The organism is Eoetvoesiella sp. (genome assembly GCF_035555955.1).
GTDB lineage: Bacteria > Pseudomonadota > Gammaproteobacteria > Burkholderiales > Burkholderiaceae_B > Eoetvoesia.
This window is the reverse complement of record NZ_DATMGA010000021.1, coordinates 83,353-101,890: the sequence shown is the minus strand read 5'-3', so window position 1 is coordinate 101,890 and position 18,538 is coordinate 83,353. Positions and strand designations below refer to the sequence as shown.

The 18,538-nt window shown below is 63.5% G+C and carries 18 protein-coding genes; 6 read left to right on the top strand and 12 right to left on the bottom strand.

From position 1 onward, the window contains the following. Nucleotides 1-77 precede the first annotated feature (77 nt). The 5 genes from VNT00_RS06950 to VNT00_RS06930 all read left to right on the top strand — a co-directional run bounded on the left by VNT00_RS06950 (nt 78) and on the right by VNT00_RS06930 (nt 4,257). Nucleotides 78-692 carry a class I SAM-dependent methyltransferase gene (locus VNT00_RS06950; RefSeq protein ID WP_325585848.1) on the top strand — a complete coding sequence of 205 codons (615 nt, stop codon included), beginning with the start codon at nt 78-80 and terminating at the stop codon, nt 690-692. 13 nt (nt 693-705) lie between these two features. Then, entirely contained in the window at nt 706-1,017 is a 312-nt protein-coding gene (locus tag VNT00_RS06945) for a hypothetical protein (RefSeq protein WP_325585847.1), read from the top strand. A 102-nt stretch (nt 1,018-1,119) separates the two neighbouring features. Next, on the top strand, nt 1,120-1,728 hold the full coding sequence (gmk, locus tag VNT00_RS06940) for a guanylate kinase (protein WP_414650900.1): 609 nt from the start codon (nt 1,120-1,122) through the stop codon (nt 1,726-1,728). A 40-nt stretch (nt 1,729-1,768) separates the two neighbouring features. Then, nucleotides 1,769-1,972 carry a DNA-directed RNA polymerase subunit omega gene (gene rpoZ / locus VNT00_RS06935; protein WP_325585843.1) on the top strand — a complete coding sequence of 68 codons (204 nt, stop codon included), beginning with the start codon at nt 1,769-1,771 and terminating at the stop codon, nt 1,970-1,972. Between the two features lie 14 nt (nt 1,973-1,986). Then, the gene (locus tag VNT00_RS06930; protein ID WP_325585841.1) at nt 1,987-4,257 is read left to right on the top strand and encodes a RelA/SpoT family protein; all 2,271 of its coding nucleotides are present in this window, start codon (nt 1,987-1,989) and stop codon (nt 4,255-4,257) included. Nucleotides 4,258-4,372: 115 nt separating this feature from the next. Here VNT00_RS06930 and VNT00_RS06925 read toward each other — a convergent pair whose 3' ends face one another. Genes VNT00_RS06925 through VNT00_RS06915 form a run of 3 tightly spaced genes read right to left on the bottom strand, consistent with a single transcriptional unit; the run spans nt 4,373 to nt 6,806 of the window. Continuing rightward, nucleotides 4,373-5,209 (bottom strand): peptidoglycan DD-metalloendopeptidase family protein, encoded by an 837-nt coding sequence (locus VNT00_RS06925; RefSeq protein ID WP_325585839.1) that lies wholly within the window; start codon nt 5,207-5,209, stop codon nt 4,373-4,375. 29 nt (nt 5,210-5,238) lie between these two features. After that, nucleotides 5,239-6,123, bottom strand: a complete 885-nt coding sequence (locus VNT00_RS06920) for a DMT family transporter (protein ID WP_325585837.1) — start codon at nt 6,121-6,123, stop codon at nt 5,239-5,241. Next, a complete protein-coding gene (locus VNT00_RS06915; protein WP_325585835.1) occupies nt 6,120-6,806 on the bottom strand; it encodes an ABC transporter ATP-binding protein in 687 nt (228 codons plus the stop codon). The genes VNT00_RS06920 and VNT00_RS06915 overlap by 4 nt, the downstream gene beginning before the upstream one ends. A 260-nt stretch (nt 6,807-7,066) precedes the next feature. On the opposite strand from VNT00_RS06915, the gene VNT00_RS06910 reads away from it, so the two are divergent. Next, nucleotides 7,067-7,711, top strand: coding sequence for an arylesterase (locus VNT00_RS06910; protein ID WP_325585833.1), 645 nt, complete (start codon nt 7,067-7,069; stop codon nt 7,709-7,711). A gap of 419 nt (nt 7,712-8,130) precedes the next feature. On the opposite strand, the gene VNT00_RS06905 is transcribed toward VNT00_RS06910, so the two are convergent. The 9 genes from VNT00_RS06905 to VNT00_RS06865 form a co-directional block, all read right to left on the bottom strand. Further along, nucleotides 8,131-9,279 (bottom strand): ABC transporter substrate-binding protein, encoded by a 1,149-nt coding sequence (locus VNT00_RS06905; protein WP_325585831.1) that lies wholly within the window; start codon nt 9,277-9,279, stop codon nt 8,131-8,133. A gap of 184 nt (nt 9,280-9,463) precedes the next feature. Then, the gene (locus tag VNT00_RS06900) at nt 9,464-10,192 is read right to left on the bottom strand and encodes an SDR family NAD(P)-dependent oxidoreductase (protein WP_325585829.1); all 729 of its coding nucleotides are present in this window, start codon (nt 10,190-10,192) and stop codon (nt 9,464-9,466) included. Between the two features lie 24 nt (nt 10,193-10,216). Then, nucleotides 10,217-11,005, bottom strand: a complete 789-nt coding sequence (locus tag VNT00_RS06895) for a cyclase family protein (RefSeq protein ID WP_325585827.1) — start codon at nt 11,003-11,005, stop codon at nt 10,217-10,219. A gap of 50 nt (nt 11,006-11,055) precedes the next feature. Next, nucleotides 11,056-12,303 (bottom strand): SDR family NAD(P)-dependent oxidoreductase, encoded by a 1,248-nt coding sequence (locus VNT00_RS06890; RefSeq protein WP_325585825.1) that lies wholly within the window; start codon nt 12,301-12,303, stop codon nt 11,056-11,058. Then, nucleotides 12,300-13,475 (bottom strand): thiolase family protein, encoded by a 1,176-nt coding sequence (locus VNT00_RS06885; protein WP_325585823.1) that lies wholly within the window; start codon nt 13,473-13,475, stop codon nt 12,300-12,302. Before VNT00_RS06885 ends, VNT00_RS06890 begins: the two co-directional genes overlap by 4 nt. Next, the gene (locus tag VNT00_RS06880; RefSeq protein ID WP_325585822.1) at nt 13,472-15,106 is read right to left on the bottom strand and encodes an AMP-binding protein; all 1,635 of its coding nucleotides are present in this window, start codon (nt 15,104-15,106) and stop codon (nt 13,472-13,474) included. Before VNT00_RS06880 ends, VNT00_RS06885 begins: the two co-directional genes overlap by 4 nt. 10 nt (nt 15,107-15,116) lie before the next feature. Then, entirely contained in the window at nt 15,117-15,611 is a 495-nt protein-coding gene (locus VNT00_RS06875; RefSeq protein ID WP_325585821.1) for an aromatic-ring-hydroxylating dioxygenase subunit beta, read from the bottom strand. Next, nucleotides 15,608-16,930, bottom strand: coding sequence for an aromatic ring-hydroxylating dioxygenase subunit alpha (locus VNT00_RS06870; RefSeq protein ID WP_325585819.1), 1,323 nt, complete (start codon nt 16,928-16,930; stop codon nt 15,608-15,610). Before VNT00_RS06870 ends, VNT00_RS06875 begins: the two co-directional genes overlap by 4 nt. Before the next feature lie 42 nt (nt 16,931-16,972). Continuing rightward, on the bottom strand, nt 16,973-18,529 hold the full coding sequence (locus tag VNT00_RS06865; protein WP_325585817.1) for an indolepyruvate oxidoreductase subunit beta family protein: 1,557 nt from the start codon (nt 18,527-18,529) through the stop codon (nt 16,973-16,975). Between the last annotated feature and the right edge of the window lie 9 nt (nt 18,530-18,538).

The window sequence follows — 18,538 nt, the reverse complement described above, 5'->3', positions numbered from 1 at the left end:
GCATGTGCGTGCCGCACCCTTGCGCGGGAGGGCCGCCTGGCGCGGCCCGGCCATCCCTTACAACACAAGGTGAATAGATGCATCGAGTTCTTCGCTTCGAACGTGCGCAGCGCATGAAGGAATACATACGCAATCTCGCTCCCGGCATCTTTCTTCAGGAACTCATCAATCGGCCATCCTCCGTCGGAGCAATCTGTCCCAGCTCCCGCTTCCTGGCTTCGAACATGGCACGGCAGGTGCCCGTCGAAGGCGAGGGCCTGGTCATCGAACTGGGCGCGGGCACCGGCGTCGTCACCCAGGCCTTGCTGAAGCGGGGCATTCCCGTCCAGGATCTGCTGGTCGTCGAGTTCTCGCCGGTATTCGTGCAGCGCCTGCGGCAGCGCTTCCAGGGTCTGAACATCGTGCACGGCAATGCGGCCGACCTGTGCCAGTTGGTGCCCCCGGAACGCAAGATCAAGGCCATCGTATCCAGCCTGCCGCTATGCTCCCTGCCGCCCACGGTCACCCAGGTCATCCTGCAGCAGTGGCAAGCCCTGCTGCAGCCTCACGGCGTGGCGGTACAATTCAGCTACCATCTGCGCGAACCCAAATGGCGCGAGCACCTCGACGCGCAACGCACGCACTCGAAAATCGTCTGGGCCAACCTGCCTCCCGCCAATATTTCCACCTTCTCATTCAAGGCCCCGGCCTGAACGCCCCCGCATCATGATTTCCCACAGCCGAACCCTTGCCCCAGCCGCCGACGGCGTCGTCCTGGACGTCGCCTTGGAGGAATTGCGCTTCATCGCCTATGTCGTCGTCAGCGCTCCCGACATCGAGCTGGTTGCCGACTTCGTGCCAAGCGAACAATTCGATGCCGGCGGCGACCTGCACGTCACGGCCATCGCCGACGAATCCGAAGCCGCCAGCCAGGTCGAAGAGCTGGCCTTCAACATGAATCCCGGCGATGCCGCCGTCTTCCTGTGCGCCAACGAAGCCGCCTACGACGCGGCCATCCAGGAGCTGGACTCCGAGTAGGGCCGGCGCGGCTTTATTTGATTCAACCGTTCAGGATTTGCTATTCTTTCATTCTTCGCGTGTTACGGTTGGATGGCAATGTCGGGTTCTGGCAATATTTTCATGGTGGTAGCCCCCAGCGGGGCCGGTAAATCCAGCCTGGTCAACGCGCTGCTGGGTGAAGACCCCGACGTCCTGCTTTCCATTTCGTGCACCACCCGCCAGCCCAGGCCCGGCGAACAAGACGCCAAGCACTACCGCTTCATCGGCAAGGACGAATTCCTGGCCATGCGCGACAACAACGCCCTGCTCGAATGGGCCGAAGTGCACGGCAACTTCTATGGCACGCCGCGCGCCTACATCGAGGACGCCATCGCCGAGGGGCGCGACGTGCTGCTCGAAATCGACTGGCAGGGCGCGCGCCAGATCAAGCAGCATTTTCCCGAAGCCGTAGGCATCTTCATCTTGCCTCCGTCCATCGAAGCCCTTGAAGCCAGGCTCAAAAAACGCGGCCAGGATGAACCCCAGGTAATTTCCAAGCGTTTGCTCGCGGCGGGGGGCGAAATGTCGCACGCTTCAGAGTGCCAATATGTTATTATTAATCAAGAATTTAGCGTCGCACTAACGCAGCTTCGGCAAATCGTGGCCGCCACGCGGCTGCGCTACGCCACCCAGGCGGCCCGCAACGCCGAGCTTTTTTCCAATCTGGGCATCAGCAAAACCATAGCCTGACGCCTCTTCGTTTTCTTTTTCGCACACAGGACACACCCGTATGGCCCGCATCACCGTCGAAGATTGCCTCGAAAAAATCCCCAATCGTTTCAACCTGACTCTGGCAGCCACCTATCGAGCCCGCGAACTGGCCCAAGGCCACGAAGCCCGCATCGCCAGCGACGACAAACCCACTGTCACGGCCCTGCGCGAAATCGCGGATGGCGTTACCGGCCTGGAAATGCTGCGTAAAGTCCCCTCCTGATCAACGGCGGCCCCATGGCGTTTTCCAGTCTACGCGGTGCATCGTCAGGGCTGCTGGCCGTACTCAAAAAGGGGCCTCGCCTGCGCAGGCGCCAGACCAAACGCCCGGCGCCGCCCTCGCCCGCTGCCGACACGCCCCCTAGCACCATTGCATCGCTGGCGCCGCTGACCAAAATCATCAGCCAGTATCTCGACGCCAAAGACGTCGAGCGCGTCAAGGAAGCCTACCGCTTCGCCGACCAGGCCCACCTGGGCCAGTTCCGGGCCAGCGGCGAACCCTATATATCCCACCCCATAGCCGTTACCGAGATCTGTGCCGGCTGGAAGCTCGACGCCGACTCGCTCATGGCAGCCCTGCTGCACGACGTCATCGAGGATCAGGGCATTCCCAAGCAAGAGCTGGCTGAAAAATTCAGCGCCGACGTCGCCGAGATCGTCGACGGGCTGTCCAAGTTGGATCGCCTGGAGTTCGCCACCAAGGCCGAGCAGCAGGCCGAAAGCTTCCGCAAAATGCTGCTTGCCATGGCGCGCGACGTGCGCGTCATCCTCATCAAGCTGGCCGACCGCCTGCACAACATGCGCACGCTCAATGCGGTCAATCCCGAAAAACGCCGCCGCGTCGCCCGCGAAACCCTGGACATCTATTCGCCCATCGCGCACCGGCTGGGCCTCAATGCCCTGTTCCGCGAGCTTCAGGATCTGTGCTTTCAGGCCATTTACCCCAACCGCTACCGAGTGCTGCACAAAGCCCTCATGGCCGCGCGCGGCAACCGCCGCGAAGTCCTGAGCAAGATCACCGAGGCCGTGAAAATCGCGCTGCCCGCGGCCGGCATCGAGGCCGAAGTCAACGGGCGCGAAAAGTCGCTGTACAGCATCTACACCAAGATGACCGAGCAAAAAAAATCGTTTTCCGACGTGCTCGACATCTATGGTTTTCGCGTCATCGTGCACACCCTGCCCGAATGCTATCTGGCGCTGGGCACCCTGCATCAACTGTATCGGCCGGTTCCGGGCAAGTTCAAGGACTACATCGCCATTCCCAAGCTCAATGGCTACCAATCCCTGCACACCACTTTGGTGGGGCCCTACGGCACGCCGGTGGAGTTCCAGTTCCGCACACGCGAAATGGACCACGTGGCCGAGGAAGGCGTAGCCTCGCACTGGCTGTACAAAGAAGACGACGTCACGCTCAACAACCTGCAGAAGCGCACTCACCAGTGGCTGCAGTCCCTGCTCGACATCCAGAGCCAGACCGGCGATTCAGGCGAATTCCTCGAGCACGTCAAGGTCGACCTCTTTCCCGACGCCGTCTATGTCTTCACGCCCCAGGGGAAAATCATTTCGCTGCCGCGCGGCGCCACACCGGTGGACTTCGCCTACACCATCCATACCGACATCGGCAACCAGGCCATCGCCTCGAAGATCAACGGCGAATTCTCGCCGTTGCGCACCGAGCTGCGCAGCGGCGACTCCATCGAAATCATTACCTCGCCCGCGTCCCGCCCCAGCGCGCAATGGCTCAATTACGTGCGCACCGGACGGGCCCGTTCGGAAATCCGCCATTACCTGCGCACCGTCAAGTACGAAGAATCCGTGGCTTTCGGGCAGCGCCTGCTCAACCAGGCATTCAACGAACTGAAGCTGCCCCACCCGGCCGACGACGATCCCGAATGGGAAAAACTGGCCAAGGGCTCGGGCGCCACCTCGCGCGAGGAAATCCTGGCCGACATCGGGCTGGGCAAGCGCCTGGCCGCGGTCGTGGCGCGTCGCTTCGCCCCCGAAAACGCCATGCTGGCCACTACGGCCGCCGCCGTCGACGAAATCACCTCCACGGCCGCCACGCCCATCCTCATCCATGGCAACGAAGGCCAGGCGGTGCAGCTTGCGCCCTGCTGCGGCCCGCTGCCCGGAGACGCCATCATCGGCGGCATCCGTCTGGGCCACGGCCTGGTCGTGCACATGGAGGAGTGCGCGGTGGCGCAGCGCCAGCGCGCCCGCGAACCCGAACGCTGGATACCCGTGGCCTGGGACACCAATACCGCGCGCCATCTTTCCACCCGCCTGGATGTCACCGTCATCAACGAGCGCGGCGTGCTGGGCCGCCTGGCCGCCGAGATCACCGACGCCGACTCCAACATCATCCACTTGACCATGCAGGACGAGGCCACGGCCACCGGCGTGCTGCACCTTACCGTCCAGGTGGACAGCCGCAAGCACCTGGCCCAGGTCATACGGGCCATACGCCACGTGCCGCAGGTGCAAAAAATCGTCCGCCTCAAAGGTTAGAGCACCGAAGGCCGCCGCACGGTGTCTCCCGCGGTTCTTCTTGTTCTTGCGCCCCCCGATGCCCGAGCTGAAAGCCGCCCGCCGGGGTCTGCCCATGGCCTCCCGGCTCGCCGGATCAGGGCTGGAAAGCCCCGATGAATATCGCTGGATCCACCCTCTGGCCGTTAAGGCTTACATTCCAGTGCAGGTGCGGCCCCGTCGCCCTTCCGGTCGAACCCACGCGGGCGATGACCTGGCCGCGCTTCACCGTTTGCCCGACAACCACGTCGAACGCGGACAGATGGCAATACATGGTCACCAGGCCCTGCCCGTGGTCGATGAACACCGTCTTGCCATTGAAGAAGTAGTCGTCGACGATCGTCACCACGCCGTCGGCCGGCGCCTTGACCTGCGTACCCGCCTGCACGGCGAAGTCCAGGCCGGAATGCGGATTGCGCTCTTCGCCATTGAAAAACCGCCGTAGCCCGAAAGGACTGGAAAGGCGTCCGCCGCTGACCGGCCTGTCCAGCAGCACATTGCTGGGCGTCACTGGGCGAAACTGCTCGTACGCACGGATCTGGGCCGCGTACTCGCGCTCGAACCGGACAAGCTGCGCGGGATCCGGATTGACCTGTTTCTTGTTCTTCAGCGTGATGTGCTGTTCTTTGTAGTGCTTCGTCCCCACCTGGAACGGAACGCGGCGGCGCGTCTTGCCATCGCTGACCTCCAAGCTTTGCTCACCGGTGGGCGTTTTCAGGCCCAGACCCACCACAGCCACCCATTGCTGATTCGTATCGCGCACCACCATCACGGATCGTTTTTCGTAGGTAACGCCGGGCGCCTGGCCCTGCCCCAACTCCACGACGGCAATGCCGCCCGGCACAGGATGATTCAGCATCCGGCCAATATAGCCTTGGGCATGCGCCACCCCGACAAACCACAGCGCGCAGCAAAGCGTAATCAAGCGAAACATAGGAATTCCTTCACCGCCTTGCCCTCTCGTTAATCGACCGACGGCCTGAGCGGACGACGCATATTGCAAGTGGCCACGCCAATGAGGGCCAGAGCAAAACCCGCCAATTGCACCAGCCCCAGCTTATCGCCAAACAGCACATAGGCTTCGACCGCTGCCAGCGGCGGGGCCAGGAACATCAGCGAAGCCGCCTTAGCGACTTGCCCTCGGCGGATAATCCACAAAAGCAGCACTGTCCCTATGCACGTCAGCACCACCGACGCCCATAACAACGATGCCCACAGCTGCGGCGACCATACCCAGCGATGCTCGCCCCGTATCCACACGAACAGGCCCGTAAATAACACGGTGCCTATGTTCTGCAGCACCGACGACACGCGAATGTCGACGGCCGCGATGGAGGTTTTTTGCAATATGGTTCCGAATGTGATGGACAATACGGCCAATAGCCCCGTCATGATCGCGCCAATCGTGAACGACGCGTCACCGACGGCGCCGAGCGCCGGCTGAATCACGCAGAACACGCCAACGACCCCAAGCGCCAGGCCCAGCCAGATCCGCCGGGTGGGGATTTCCTTGAGAATGGGAATGGCCAATACGGCAGTAAGCAAGGGCTGTAGCGAACCCAGCAACGCCATCACGGCTGGCGGCAGGCCGTCGGCCACCGCCCAGTATGTGGCCGAAAGGTAAAGCCCCTGCAGCAACATCCCCGCCAGCAGATGCTTGGGCACTTCGCGCCAGGACGGCCAGCGCACATCGGCGCGCAGCGCCACCACGCCGAAGATGACGGCCGAAATACAGACACGCACAAACAGGAACAAGGTGGGGTCGGCGTACGGCACGATCACCTTGGCGACGACGAAGCCGCTGGACCACGTAAAGACGAACAGCCCCGTCAGCAACAACACCATCATGCTTGCGGCTCCGGCACCACCAGGCGTCCGCCGTGCAAGCACAATATACGCTGGCAGCGCGAGGCCAGCGCGGGATCGTGCGTTACCAGAACCAGTGTGGCATCGCCTTCGTCGAGCAGGGAAAACATAAGGTCGATGACCAGAGCGCCGTTGCGCTCGTCCAGGCTGCCCGTGGGTTCGTCCACGAACAGCAGCCGCGGCTGCATGACGAAGGCGCGCGCCAGCGACACGCGCTGCTGCTCGCCTCCCGACAAGGTTTTCGGATAATGATGCAGGCGCGCCTGCATGCCCACGCGCTCCAGCGCGGCGCAGGCCTCATCGCGCGCCGCGCGGCCTGCAAGCTCCAGCGGCAGCATGACGTTTTCCAGTGCCGTCAGGTTGGGAAGCAACTGAAAGGACTGAAACACGAAGCCCACATGGCGCGCCCGGAATGCTGCACGCGCTTCCTCATCCAGCGCGAACATGGGCTGGCCCAGCAAGACCACCTCGCCCGAAGTCGGCACGTCCAGCCCCGCCATCAAGCCCAGCAACGTCGACTTACCCGACCCCGAACTGCCCGTTATTGCCACGGCCTCGCCCGCCTCGACCGTGAAACTGACATCGTCCAGAATATCCAGCGTGCCCGAAGAATCCGCCACCTGGCGGCAAAGGTTTTTGACTTCGATCGAATGGGTATTAGTCATGCTTGGGGACTTGCCTACAGTGATTCCGGGATATTGCAACGCGAGGGATACTTTACCTTACTTACGCCGTGCTATCGAAGGCTTTGCCCTGCTTTATACGGTACGATCGGAATATTCATAAAGCGGAGCCCGATGTTAAACGACATGAAGTTCGACGACAGAACGGTGCCGCAGGAATACTCTGCTTTGGAACCTGTCGGCCCGCATCAAAGAGTCGCCTTGATACGCGTTGACAGGCTCCGATCGAACAGGAATCAGACATGCGTATCCGCCGACGTTCATTCATTGCCGCATTGTGCTGCGCCGCCTGGCTGCCCGCCGCCGCGCACGCCGCGGCAAGCACCAACCACAAGGACATTCTTGTAATCGGCGACAGCCTCTCGGCGGAATACGGTTTGCAGCGCGGCTCGGGCTGGGTGGGCATTGTGGCCGAAAAGCTGGAATCGGAAAAATACGGCGGCGCCATCCATAACGCCAGCATCAGCGGCGACACCACCAGCGGCGGCCGCAGCCGCCTGCCAGCGGCGCTGGCGCGCTACAAGCCCAGCATCGTCATTCTCGAGCTGGGCAGCAACGATGCCCTGCGCGGGCTGTCGCTAAAAATGACCCAGGACAACCTTTCCGCCATGACCGTCGAGGCGCAAAAAGCCGGGGCCCGAGTACTGCTGGTGGGCATGCAAATCCCCTCCAACTACGGGCGCGCCTACACCGAACAGTTCCGCGACCTGTTCCCCCAGGTCGCCGCAGCCCATCACACAGGCCTGGTTCCCTTCCTCATGGAAGGCATGGCCACCAACAAGGCGTTATTCCAGGCCGACGGCATACACCCCAACGAACAAGCCCAATCCATCCTCGCGGACAATGTCTGGAAGCATTTGAAGCCAATGCTGGGCACGGGTTCGTGACTCAGGCGCCACTAATCGCAATCATGAGGCCGTGGCGTGCCTGTGCCGGCAAACGAAGTTGGAGCAAGCCATGGCGGCGGCCGTTTTCGGGGTGCAAGCGAACAGCTGTTTGAGGACGGCGTTTACGGCCAGCCGGGGGCTGGCCGTTCGTCCGAGTTCTGTGAGCGCCCGAAAACGGTTGTCGCCATGGGAAGCCTCGGCATAGCCGAGGCCGCAGCGACCTGAGCGCGCCGGTGCAGGCACGCCACGGCCGCTAAAGAACTCAGAACATGCCGACCGAAATAAACGATAGCTTCAAAATTAGCTTACCTAAAACTACCCATCGAAATAAACACCCTCAAATAAAACATCGGCTCATAAGCAAAGAGCCCAGTCAATGACCGGGCCCCTGAACCGCTAAGCTGACGAAACTCAGCCGTTTACTTCAGCAAGTGCCACTGGCCATCCTTGACCGTGATCAGCTCGCGGCCGCGTTGGTCGAAGCCGCTGTGGTCTTCAGGCGTCATGTTGTAGACGCCTTGAGTAGCCACCAGCTCTTTCGTTTGCTCCAGCGCATCGCGCAAAGCGCTGCGGAACTCCTTGGTGCCGGGCTTGGCCACCTTTTCGGCCTTGGGAATCGCGTGCTCGAGCAACAGCCCCGCGTCGTACACATTCGCACCGAACGTCGCCGGCTTCTCGCCGTACATCTTCTCGTAGCGGGCGATATAGTCCTCGGCCACCTTCTTCGATGCATTGCTGTTGGGGATTTCAGGCAGGACCAGCATCAGGCTGGCCGCCAGCACCGTGCCTTCCACATCCTTGCCGCCCAGCTTCAGGAAAGCAGGCAGCGCCGCACCGTGCGTTTGATAGAACGTACCCTTGTAGCCCTGCTTGTACAGCGTGACCTCGGGCAGAACCGCGGCTGCACCGGTGCCGGCGATCAGCACTGCGTCGGGCTTGGCCGCGAAAATCTTCAGCGCCTGGCCGGTTACCGAGCTGTCGGAACGCTGGTAGCGCTCGGTGGCGACGATCTTGATGTTGTGTGCGGCCGCCATCTTGCTGATGACGTTCAGCCAGTCTTCACCGAAGGCGTCGTTCAGGCCGATGAAGCCCAGGGTCTTGACTCCCGTCTTGACCATGTGCTTGATGAGAGCGTCGGCGATGATGTCGGTGTTCTGGGTGGTCTTGAACACCCATTTCTTTTCCGGCGACATGGGCAGCACGACCGAGGCGGTACCCACCGGCGCCAGCATGGGCGTGCCCGAATCGGCCGCGAACTGGATCACGCTCATGGCGTTGGGCGAGCCCGACGGCCCGATCAGCGCGTCGACGTGGTCTTCGGTGATCAGCTTCTTGAAGTCGGTGACCGACTTGGTGGGATCGCTGCCGTCGTCCAGCGAAATGTACTTGACGGTGAGGTCGCCGATTTTCGTGGGCAGCAGCGGAACCGTGTTGCGTTGCGACTTGCCCACCAGCGCGGTCGGGCCGGTGGCCGAGGTGACCACGCCGATTTTTACCTGAGCCAGCGCCGGCGCGGCGCTGAACGCCGACAGAACGGTGAGGGCGATTGCGATTTGTCTGATCTTCATAATAGTTTTTCTCGTTCGGTTAGGGATGGAAAAAAAGGCAGCCTGTTATTGTTGAACGCCTTGTCTGCAAAGGCCGGCGTCTGGATGGCCTTGGATAACAATAAAACCACTCATCGGCATTGTCCAACATTTATGGACGCAAAGCTCCTTTTTGCGACGAGTTGCAGGGTTTCTTCGGAGAAATCTAGATGACGATGGAGCCTATGCTGGCGCCACCGCACACGTAGAGGTTCTGGCCGGTGACGAAACTGTTGGCTGGGTCGGCGAAGAACATGACGGCGCGCGCCACGTCGTCGGAACGGCCCAGGCGCTGCACGGGAATGCCCTTGGCGATGTTCGCTTCGCGTTCGCTGCCGGCTTCCACCACATCGTAGAACATGTCGGTTTGAATGGGGCCGGGCGAAACGACGTTGACGGTGATGCCCTTGGGCGCCAGCTCCAGCGCCCAGGTTCGGGCCATGCCTATCATGCCCGATTTGGTGGCGGCGTAGGCGGTGCGGGTTTGCAGGCCCAGCGCGCCGCGCGAGGACATCAGCACGATGCGGCCGAAACTTGCCGCCTTCATGGCGGGCAGGCAGGCCTGGGCCAGCGTCATGGCCGACCCCAGGTGGATCTGGGTCAGTCCCTGGAGCTCGTCCAGCGTGACCTCTTCGAGCAGATGGGGCCAGATGACGCCGGCGTTATGGATAAGGTGGGAAACCTTGAATTCCCCGGTTACCTGGGCGGCGGCGGCCTGCGTGGCCTGCGCATCCAGCAGGTCGACCTTCACCGAATGCAGCCGGGCGTGGGTGAAGTCCGGGTCGCGGCGCGCCATGGAAATGACGGTATAGCCGGCATCCAGAAGCTGGCGGCTGATTTCGGCGCCGATGCCGGCGCTGCCGCCGGTGACGATGGCTGTATGGGTAGTGGACACAATGAACTCCTGGGGTGATTGGGGTTACGAAGCGTTGGGCACCAGCGCCAGCACGCGCAAGGGGCTGCCCGAACCACTGCGTATCTTCAGGGGCGCCGAGAAAATGACGGCGCCCTTGGGTGGCAATTGATGCAGGTTGGTCATGCATTGCAGGCCGTAGCGGTTGTTGCCGTGCATGAAGTAATGGCAGGGGTAGGGGGGATCCAGGTGCTGAGCCTGCCCCGCGTCGGTGCCGACCGATTCGGTGCCGAAGCCGTGCACGTCGCGCTCCTTGATGAGCCAGGGCACGACTTGCGCATCGGGGCCGGGCGAGTGCGCGCCGTCGTCTTTCATGTTCAGGTAGTCGTTGGGCTTTTGGCGCTGCGACCAGTCGGTGCGCATGAACACCCACGAGCGGGCGGGAATCGTGCCGTGCCTGGCTTCCCACTGCTTGACGAAATCGATGGTCAGCAGGAAGTCGGGGTTCTCGCGCGATTCGGCCGAGCAGTCGATGACGCAGGCATCGGCAATGAAGGACTCCAGGGGAATGGAGTCGACGGTGTTGTCGGGCAGATCCTTGCCCGAAACCCAGTGCACCGGCGCGTCGAAGTGCGTGCCCGTGTGCTCGGACATGGAAAAATTGTTCCAGTACCAGGCGGGGCCGCGCTCGTCGTAGCGCGAGATTTCCTCGATGCGGAAAGGCCAGGCCTGGCCGAACTCCGGCGGCATGACGATGGTCGGGAATTCGGGCGTCAGGGTTTCGGTCAGGTCGACGATCCGGATCTTGCCGCTTAACAGCTCCGCCATGAACTGGCTCAATACGGTAGTGCTCATTGTTGCTCCAAAAGCCGGCCCGGGATCGGGCCGCAGGCGTGCCGGACGGCTCAGCTTTGCGTGCCGAGTTCGCGCTCCAGCCCCTTGGGGTTGTCGTGCATGCGGGCCAGGAATTCCTGCGCGACGTCGCCGACGTAGGCTTCCTCGACGCCGTCCCGCAGCGCGCGCACAATGGCGCTGGCGATGGCTGAAGGGCTGACGCGCGGGGGAGGCGTAAGCTGCTCCCATTCGTAGTCGATGGGGCCTGAAAATACATTGACGACGCGGATGCCGGCCGGACGCAGTTCGTTGCGCAGGCATTGGCTGGCGGACAGCGCGGCGGCCTGCGAAGCCGACCACATGCCGCGCGACGGCAGATTCAGGTGGGCGTAGATGGACAGCGTGTTCACCCAGGCCACGGCGTTGGCCGTGCCGTCCGCGCCGCGCCCCGCCATGGCCGGGCCGAAGTGCTGGGCCAGGCGCATCAGGCCCAGGCAATTCACGTTGAATGCATCCTGCGCCTTGAGCAGGTCGCGATTGTGCAAAATGCCGCCTTCGCGCGCGTAGTCGGCGGTGTTGACCAGGATTTCCACTTTGCCGCCGATGGAGCGCGAAAGGCGTTCGACCGAGTCGGTGTCGGTGATGTCCAGGGCCTGCGGCAGCACGCGCGGGTCTTCGCACAAGGCGTCGAAGGCGCGGTTCTTCTTCCAGGTGTGCGGGTCGCCCGCGAATACCGTGGTGGCGCCGGCATCGAGCAGGGCCTTGATGACGGCCAGCCCCACCGCCGACTTGCCGTCGGTGACGAGCGCGCGCCGGAACTTGGGATCGCACGAGGTCTCGCGCAGGACTTTGTCGTCTTCCATATTGGGAGTCGCCTTTTCGGGTAGCGCAATCATGACGGCCTGGCCGCTGCGATCCAGTTTGAGGGCCAGCTTGACGGGCTTGCCGTCTTCGCAGTCGCCGTGGACGTGGGCGATGGCGCGCGGGCCCGATTCGAGCTGCACCGTGCCGATGCGCCAGGGCAGCCTTTCCCTGAAGAACAGGTCGTTGCTGTGATGCAGGGTGGTCGATGCCAGCAGCGTGCCGCGCGGGGCGACAGCCTGCCAGAGCAGTTGGTCGGAAAGGCAGCGGTGGCAGACTTCGCGCGGCGGGTACTGAACCGCCCGGCATTCCTGGCAGACCTGCAGGTCGAACCTGCCCGCCGCGGCCGAGGCGGTAAGGCCCAGGGTGCGGCGGCTGCGCGAAGCCGGCGGCAGCGTGGGCTGGCGCGTGCGGGCGACGGGGTTCTTGCGGGGTGGTTTGGACAGGGGCTGGGTCATGCCGCACCTCGCGCCAGAAGCGCCGCGGCGGTGCATATGCCGCGATCGTAGTTGATGAGGCCGAAGCCGCTGACCAGGCCGATGGCGGCGTCCTTGACCTGGGTGCCGCCGGCGGTGCCGGTAAGCTGGCGCAGGGCTTCGACCATGCCCAGGTAGCCGCCGGCGGCGCCCGCCTGACCTCCTGAAAGCTGGCCGCCATTGGTGTTGAAGGGCATCGTGCCATCCACGGTGAATGTGTTGTCGCGCACGAACTGCGGCGCCCCGCCTTTTTCGCACAGGCCCAGGTCTTCCATCTGCAGGAAGTTGATGACGGGGTAGTCGTCGTAGGCCTGCATGAAGTCGATGTCGCCGGGGCCGATTTGGGCCTGTTCGTAGAGATCGTCTTTGTCCATGGACCAGCCGCCGCGATACTGGATGGGGTCGTCGGCCCAGGCGTTGTGGCGTTCTATGGTCGACAGGATGCGCACGAAGGGCAGGCCGAGCGCGACGGCTTTTTCTTCGCGCATCACGAGAAAGGCGTCGGCGCCCGCGCAGGGCATGACGCAGTCGAACAGATGAATGGGATCGGTGATGAGCTTGGCGTCCATGTACTGCTGCAGGGTCAGCGGCTTTTTCATCAGCGCATTGGGGTGGCGCAGGGCGTTGTCGCGCTGGGCCACGCACAATTTGCCGAAGTCTTCGCGCGTGGCGCCCGTCATGCGCATGTAGTTGTGCGTCAGCAGGGCGAAGCTGGCGTTGGGCCCGCCCGCGCCGTAGGGATACACGGCGTCTTGCGCAAAGCGCGAGAACTGGCTGATGGTCTGGCGGAACGAGTCGACGTGGTTGGTGTCGCCCGACAGGCAGGCCACGACGTCGGCGTCGCCGGCCTGCACGGCCCGGGTGGCCCGGCGCAGCGCCACGACGCCGCTGGCGCCGCCCATGGGAATATGGTCGAGCCAGCGCGGCGCCATGTCCAGGTGCTGGGTGAGCCCCACGGCGGTGTCCGGCACCAGCGTAAAGCTGGAAACGCACATGCCGTCGATATCGTGCTTCCGCAGGCCGGATCCGTCGATCAGGGCGCGCAGCGCCTTGCCCAGCCACCAGTGCGCGCTGTGGATGGAGTAGCGCACATAGGGAACGGTAACCGGAACGGTGGCCACGACGCCTTCATAGCTGGCCCGGCGCCGCGTCATGAGCCCACTTCCTGGCGGGTTTTCATGGCGCGGGTATCGATGCATTCGGGCGTGCCCACCAGGGTGGGCGCCTTGGTTTTGAGCTCGCCGCGCTGGATCTTGTTGGTGGCGGTAAGCGGCAGGGCGTCGACGAAAGCCACGTAGCCCGGCGCCTTGTAGTACGACAGGCGCGACAGGCTCCATTTGACGATGTCCTGCGCCAGGTCGGGCATGCCGGCGGCATCGGGCGGCGTGGCGCAGACGATGCAGGCCAGGACTTCGTCGCCGCGTATGGCGTCCGGCACGGCGGCGACCGCCGCCGCCTTGACGGCCGGGTGCTGCAGCAGCACGCTTTCGACTTCCACCGCGGCGATGTTTTCGCCGCTGCGGCGGATGACGTTCTTTTTGCGGTCGACGAATTGCAGATAACCTTGTTCGTTGCGCACGACGATGTCGCCGGTATGGAACCAGCCGCCCTCCCAGGCTTCCTGCGTGGCGGCCTCGTCCTTGAGATAGCCCGAGAAGAAGCCGAAGCGCGGATTGTCGCCGGCATGTTTGACCAGCAGTTCGCCCTGTTCACCGGCGGCCCCAACGGGTTCGCCGGCGTCGTCGATGAGCTTGACCAGCACGTCGTCCCGCTCTTTGCCGAAGCAACTGGTGCCGATGAAGCGCGGTTCGTGATTGGCGATGACCACGGCGCCCGAGCCGGTTTCGGTCATGGCCCAGGCTTCGAGCAGGGGGAAGCCGAAACGCTCTTCGAACGGTGCGTGCAGGCTGCGGTCGATGCCGGCGCCGAAGCCGAAGCGCACATCGTGACTGGTGTCCTGTGTGCTGGGTTCGGCCTTCATGAGAATGGCCGGCATGACGCCCAGGTAATGCACGACGGTGGCGCGCGATTCGCGCACCGTGTCCCACCAGCTTCTGGGGTGGAAGCGGTCCAGCGGAATCAGGCAGCCGCCGGTGACGACCATGCCCATGGTGGAGCAGGCCATGGCGTTCATGTGTACCAGGGGCAGAGGTGTGAGCATGCGTTCGACGCCCGGCCGCAGCGTGGCCAGGCCGCCGATGCCCGCATACCAGTTGCCGGCGTGCAGGAAATATTCGTTGGACAGGATGCAGCCCTTGGGGCGCCCCGTGGTGCCCGATGTATACAGCAGCGCGCATTCGGTGGCGCTGTCGATGGGCTTGCCCGCCAGCGGCGCGGGGGTGGTCGCGGGGGCCGGCGCGTCGTCGGGGCCGATGACGGCCAGGGGGCTGCCGACAGCGTCCGCCGCGGCGCGCAGCACCGCGTGGTGGCTGGGCAGGGCGATGGCGATGCTGATTTCCGAGTGGCCGATCAGGTATTCCAGCTCGGCCGAACGCAGGTCGGCGTTGATGGGCACCACCGAAACGCCCAGTGCGTTAAGGGCGAACCAGTGCAGGAAGAAGGCGGGCCGGTTTTCCATGAGCAGGCCGGCCCGGTGGCCGTGGCCGTAGCCCGCGGCCTGATAGGCGGCTTTCAGGGATTCGATGCTGGCCACGGTTTGCGAATAGCTGTAGTCGCCCGATGGAATTTGATAGATCTGCGCGGTTTCAGGAACGATGTGTAGGAAGGGTTGATCCGGCCACTGCCGGGCGGAACTGGAAAAAGCCTGATATACCGTGGTGGACAAAGTCTGCCCCTTACATGAAGAGTTGAATGCCGTGCAATGCGGCGTCGCTGTTTACGATGTCGACCCGCTTTTGATGGATGCGCAAGGCGCCGTCCACCGTGACCAGCTCGTGCGTGGCCCATCCGGCATAAAGCCATTGCTGCTCCATGCGGGTTTCGACGTAATGGAACGCCGTGCGCACGACGTACTTGCCTTGTTCGGGCTGGTGCCCGGGGTGGGAGGTTTCGATTTCGGGGCGCGCCAGCAAGTGGTGGCTGCGGCTGGGCGGTTGCTGCGAATAGGTGCGAACCCCCGCCAGGCGTTCGACGCGCACCTTGAGCAGCAGCATGTCCTCGTACATCAGCGAGCCTTCCAGCAGCGGGTCGGTCTGGCCTTGGGTAAGGGGCATCCAGTAGTGGGCGTCGTCGGTGAACAGCGCCAGCCATTGCTCGAACTTCTGCTCGTCCAGGAGCCGCGCTTCGGCGTAGATGAAATCGTGGAGTTGTTGATCGTTGAAGGTGTTCATACGGCCTCCGTCATCGATGCTGTCATGTAACGGGCCCAGGCCTGGTATTGATTGCGCATTTGCCATTCGGTCGTGCCGTTGGTGGCTTCGTTTTTACGTTGGCTTTCAGTGGGGTCGTAGAGCCGGGCTACATTGACCCATTCCCGGCCCCTGGACGCCAAGCCCACCTGGGCACGCTCGTAGACTTCGAGGTCGTCGTGGCCGACGATGGAGGTTGGCGAATTGATGAGCCGGTTGTACATAAGCGTGCGCTCCAGGAGCTTGTCCGGCGCGCCCACCAGCTTGAAGGCCCAGGATTCGACCAGCGTCTTGTTGGCCGCAAGCGGCTTGAAGATGCGCAGGGTCTGGATGGGCCCCTTGACCATGATGTTGGGCCAGTACGTGGTGTTGTGGCGCACGTCGCCCAGGATCTCCTTGGTGCGCTCTTCGCCGTAGGCGGCATGCATGGCTTCCATGTAGCCGGGAATGGGCGAGTAGGCGGCGTGGATGGAGTTGTTGACGCCCGTGTGGCCGTGGCCGTTTTCCCAGACGCGAATGCCCATGCCCTCGAAGAAATCGTACGACGAGATGAAGGGCGCGAACTGTTCCACGGCCATGGGAGTGGGGCCTACTTTGCCCGACTCTTCCCATACATGAACGGCGGTACCGGCCGACGATTCGTGCGCGACCATGGGGTGGCAGGTGTCGGTTTGATTGTCCACCAGCATTTTCCAGTTGCAGTCGTGCATGTAGCGCAGCGGCTTGCCGGCGATTTCCAGCTTGCCCTGGGGCGAGCGGGCGATCATGTTGTCGATGGTGGTGAGCGATTCGCCGAAGAACTCCTCGAAGCCTTGCCCTTCGGGGTTCAGCCGGCAAAAAATGAAGTCATGGTAGTCGCGCACGTTCTCGACGGCGGCCATGCCATGGCTGGCTTCGCATTCGTTGAATACTTCGGGGTCGTAGCCGCGTTTCAGGGGCAGGGCCAGCAGGCTGCCGTTGAGCCGGAATGTCCAGGCGTGGTAGGGACAGCGGAAGAACTTGCCGGTGTTGCCGCAGCCTTCGGGGGCGACCTCGACCCCCTTGTGGGGGCAGCGGTTGTGCAGGACCTTGACGGTGTTGTCGGCGTCCCGCACCATGATGACGGGCTGGTCGCCCACGGTGGTGGTATAGAAGTCGCCCGGGTTGGGGATTTGGCTGCCGTGGCCCACGTAGACCCAGGTGTTGGCGAACAAATGCTCCATTTCGAGTTCGAAGATTTCGTCGTCGACGAAGATGTCTTTGTGGACTTCCGTGGGGCGGATCAACGCCTGGACGGCTTGCGGGTTGTTGCGATAGTTCATGGTGTGCCTAAACTGAATGTCGCCGCGGTAGTGGTGTGGGGGTCAGGATGCGGCCGGCTGGCTGGTTTGCTTGAGCATGGTGTCCAGCTGCTTGCCTTGCGGATCGGCCAGGGCGGCGTCGCGCAGCAGCCTCAGGCGGGTTGCCGCATTGGCCTGGCCGGGCAGCTTGGCCGCTTCGCGCAGCAGGCGCTGGTATTTGCTTTCGCCGCGTTCGTGCGTGTCGCTGTAGCCCTTGACCAGGCGGCGGCAGTTCACGATTTCGACGGCCAGGTCGTAGTCCTGGCGCACCGTATCGCCAATCAGCTTCAGCCATTGCGCAAGGCTCTTGGCCTCGACCTGGTGCCGTAGCGTGCCGCGCCGGAAGCGCCGCATACCGCCCAGCCCGTACAGCATCAGGAAGCCCGACAGCGTGCCGCTTTGCAGGAAGCGCCCCTTGCGACAGAACACGTTGATGAAGTTGCTGACGGGCTTGGAGTCTTGCATCCAGCGGCCCAGGCCGGCGGGCATGAGACCGCAGATTTCCGCGACCTGGGGGTGCATGTATTCGGTGGTGTAGACCAGTTGCTCGGGCTTGGCCAGAACCTCGTTGCGCACGCGCTCGAAGCGCGTGCCGCGGGTTTTGAGGTCGGCCACCCGGATGACGTCGTCGTAGGCCATGGCCACGGCCACGTAGCGGGCCGCCGCCGTGGTCAGCGCCCACGACTTGGCCGCGCCGCCGAACTGGCTGTCCAGCGTGTGGATGGTACGCATGTGCTCCAGGTATTCCTTGGCGTAGCGCAGATCCTGGAAGTCGAGCGTGCGGCGCAGGCCGGCCACGAGCATGGGCTGCGCCGGCGCGGGGAAGTTCTGCTTGATGTCGTCGAGCAGGGCCTGCACTTTGGGGTGCGAGGCCTTTTCGGGAATCTCGATGACGGGTTCGTTGCGGGCGACCTTGTCGGCGGTGGCGGGCGCATTGGCGGCCGCCTGCAGCCCGAGGTCGAAGGCCTTGAGGCTGGCGTTCACGCCCAGGCCGGCACGGCGTATGGTTTCTTCGTATTCTTCGCGGGCGAAAGGCAAGGCGCCGCTGCCGGCGATAGCGCCGAACAGGCTGGCGCTGATGACGCTGCCCGCCTGGTCGGCCAGGGCCTGCAGGTTGGTGCAGATGAAGCGTTTGGAGGCCTGGTTGCCGACTTCGATGATTTTGTTCGAATCGCCGATGCCGTTGCCGGGCGCCGCTTTTTCGTTGACCGAATACGCGCGGTGCGAGGAGGCGATGAGGATGCTGCGGTCGGGGGTGACGAAGCCGCGCTGGATGGCGCGCCCCGCTTCCATGAGTTCGGCGGCGACCACCAGGTCGACGTCGCCCGGCGTGGGCATCATGGCCAGGGCCGGCGCGCGGCCGGCGGCCTGCACGGCCGCGCCGGGCATGAGCTCGACGTAGTAGACCGTGGCGCCGGTGCGTTGCGCCACGCCCGGCACCGACGTGGTCTGGGCCCACCAGCCGGCGTTCTCTGCCAGGTCGACGACCCAGTCTGCCAGGACGCCGCCGCCTTGGCCTCCCATGGCGACGATGGCGATCTTGATGGGGGTGCCGGCATGAAATTGCGTTGTGTTTGCCATGATGCGTTT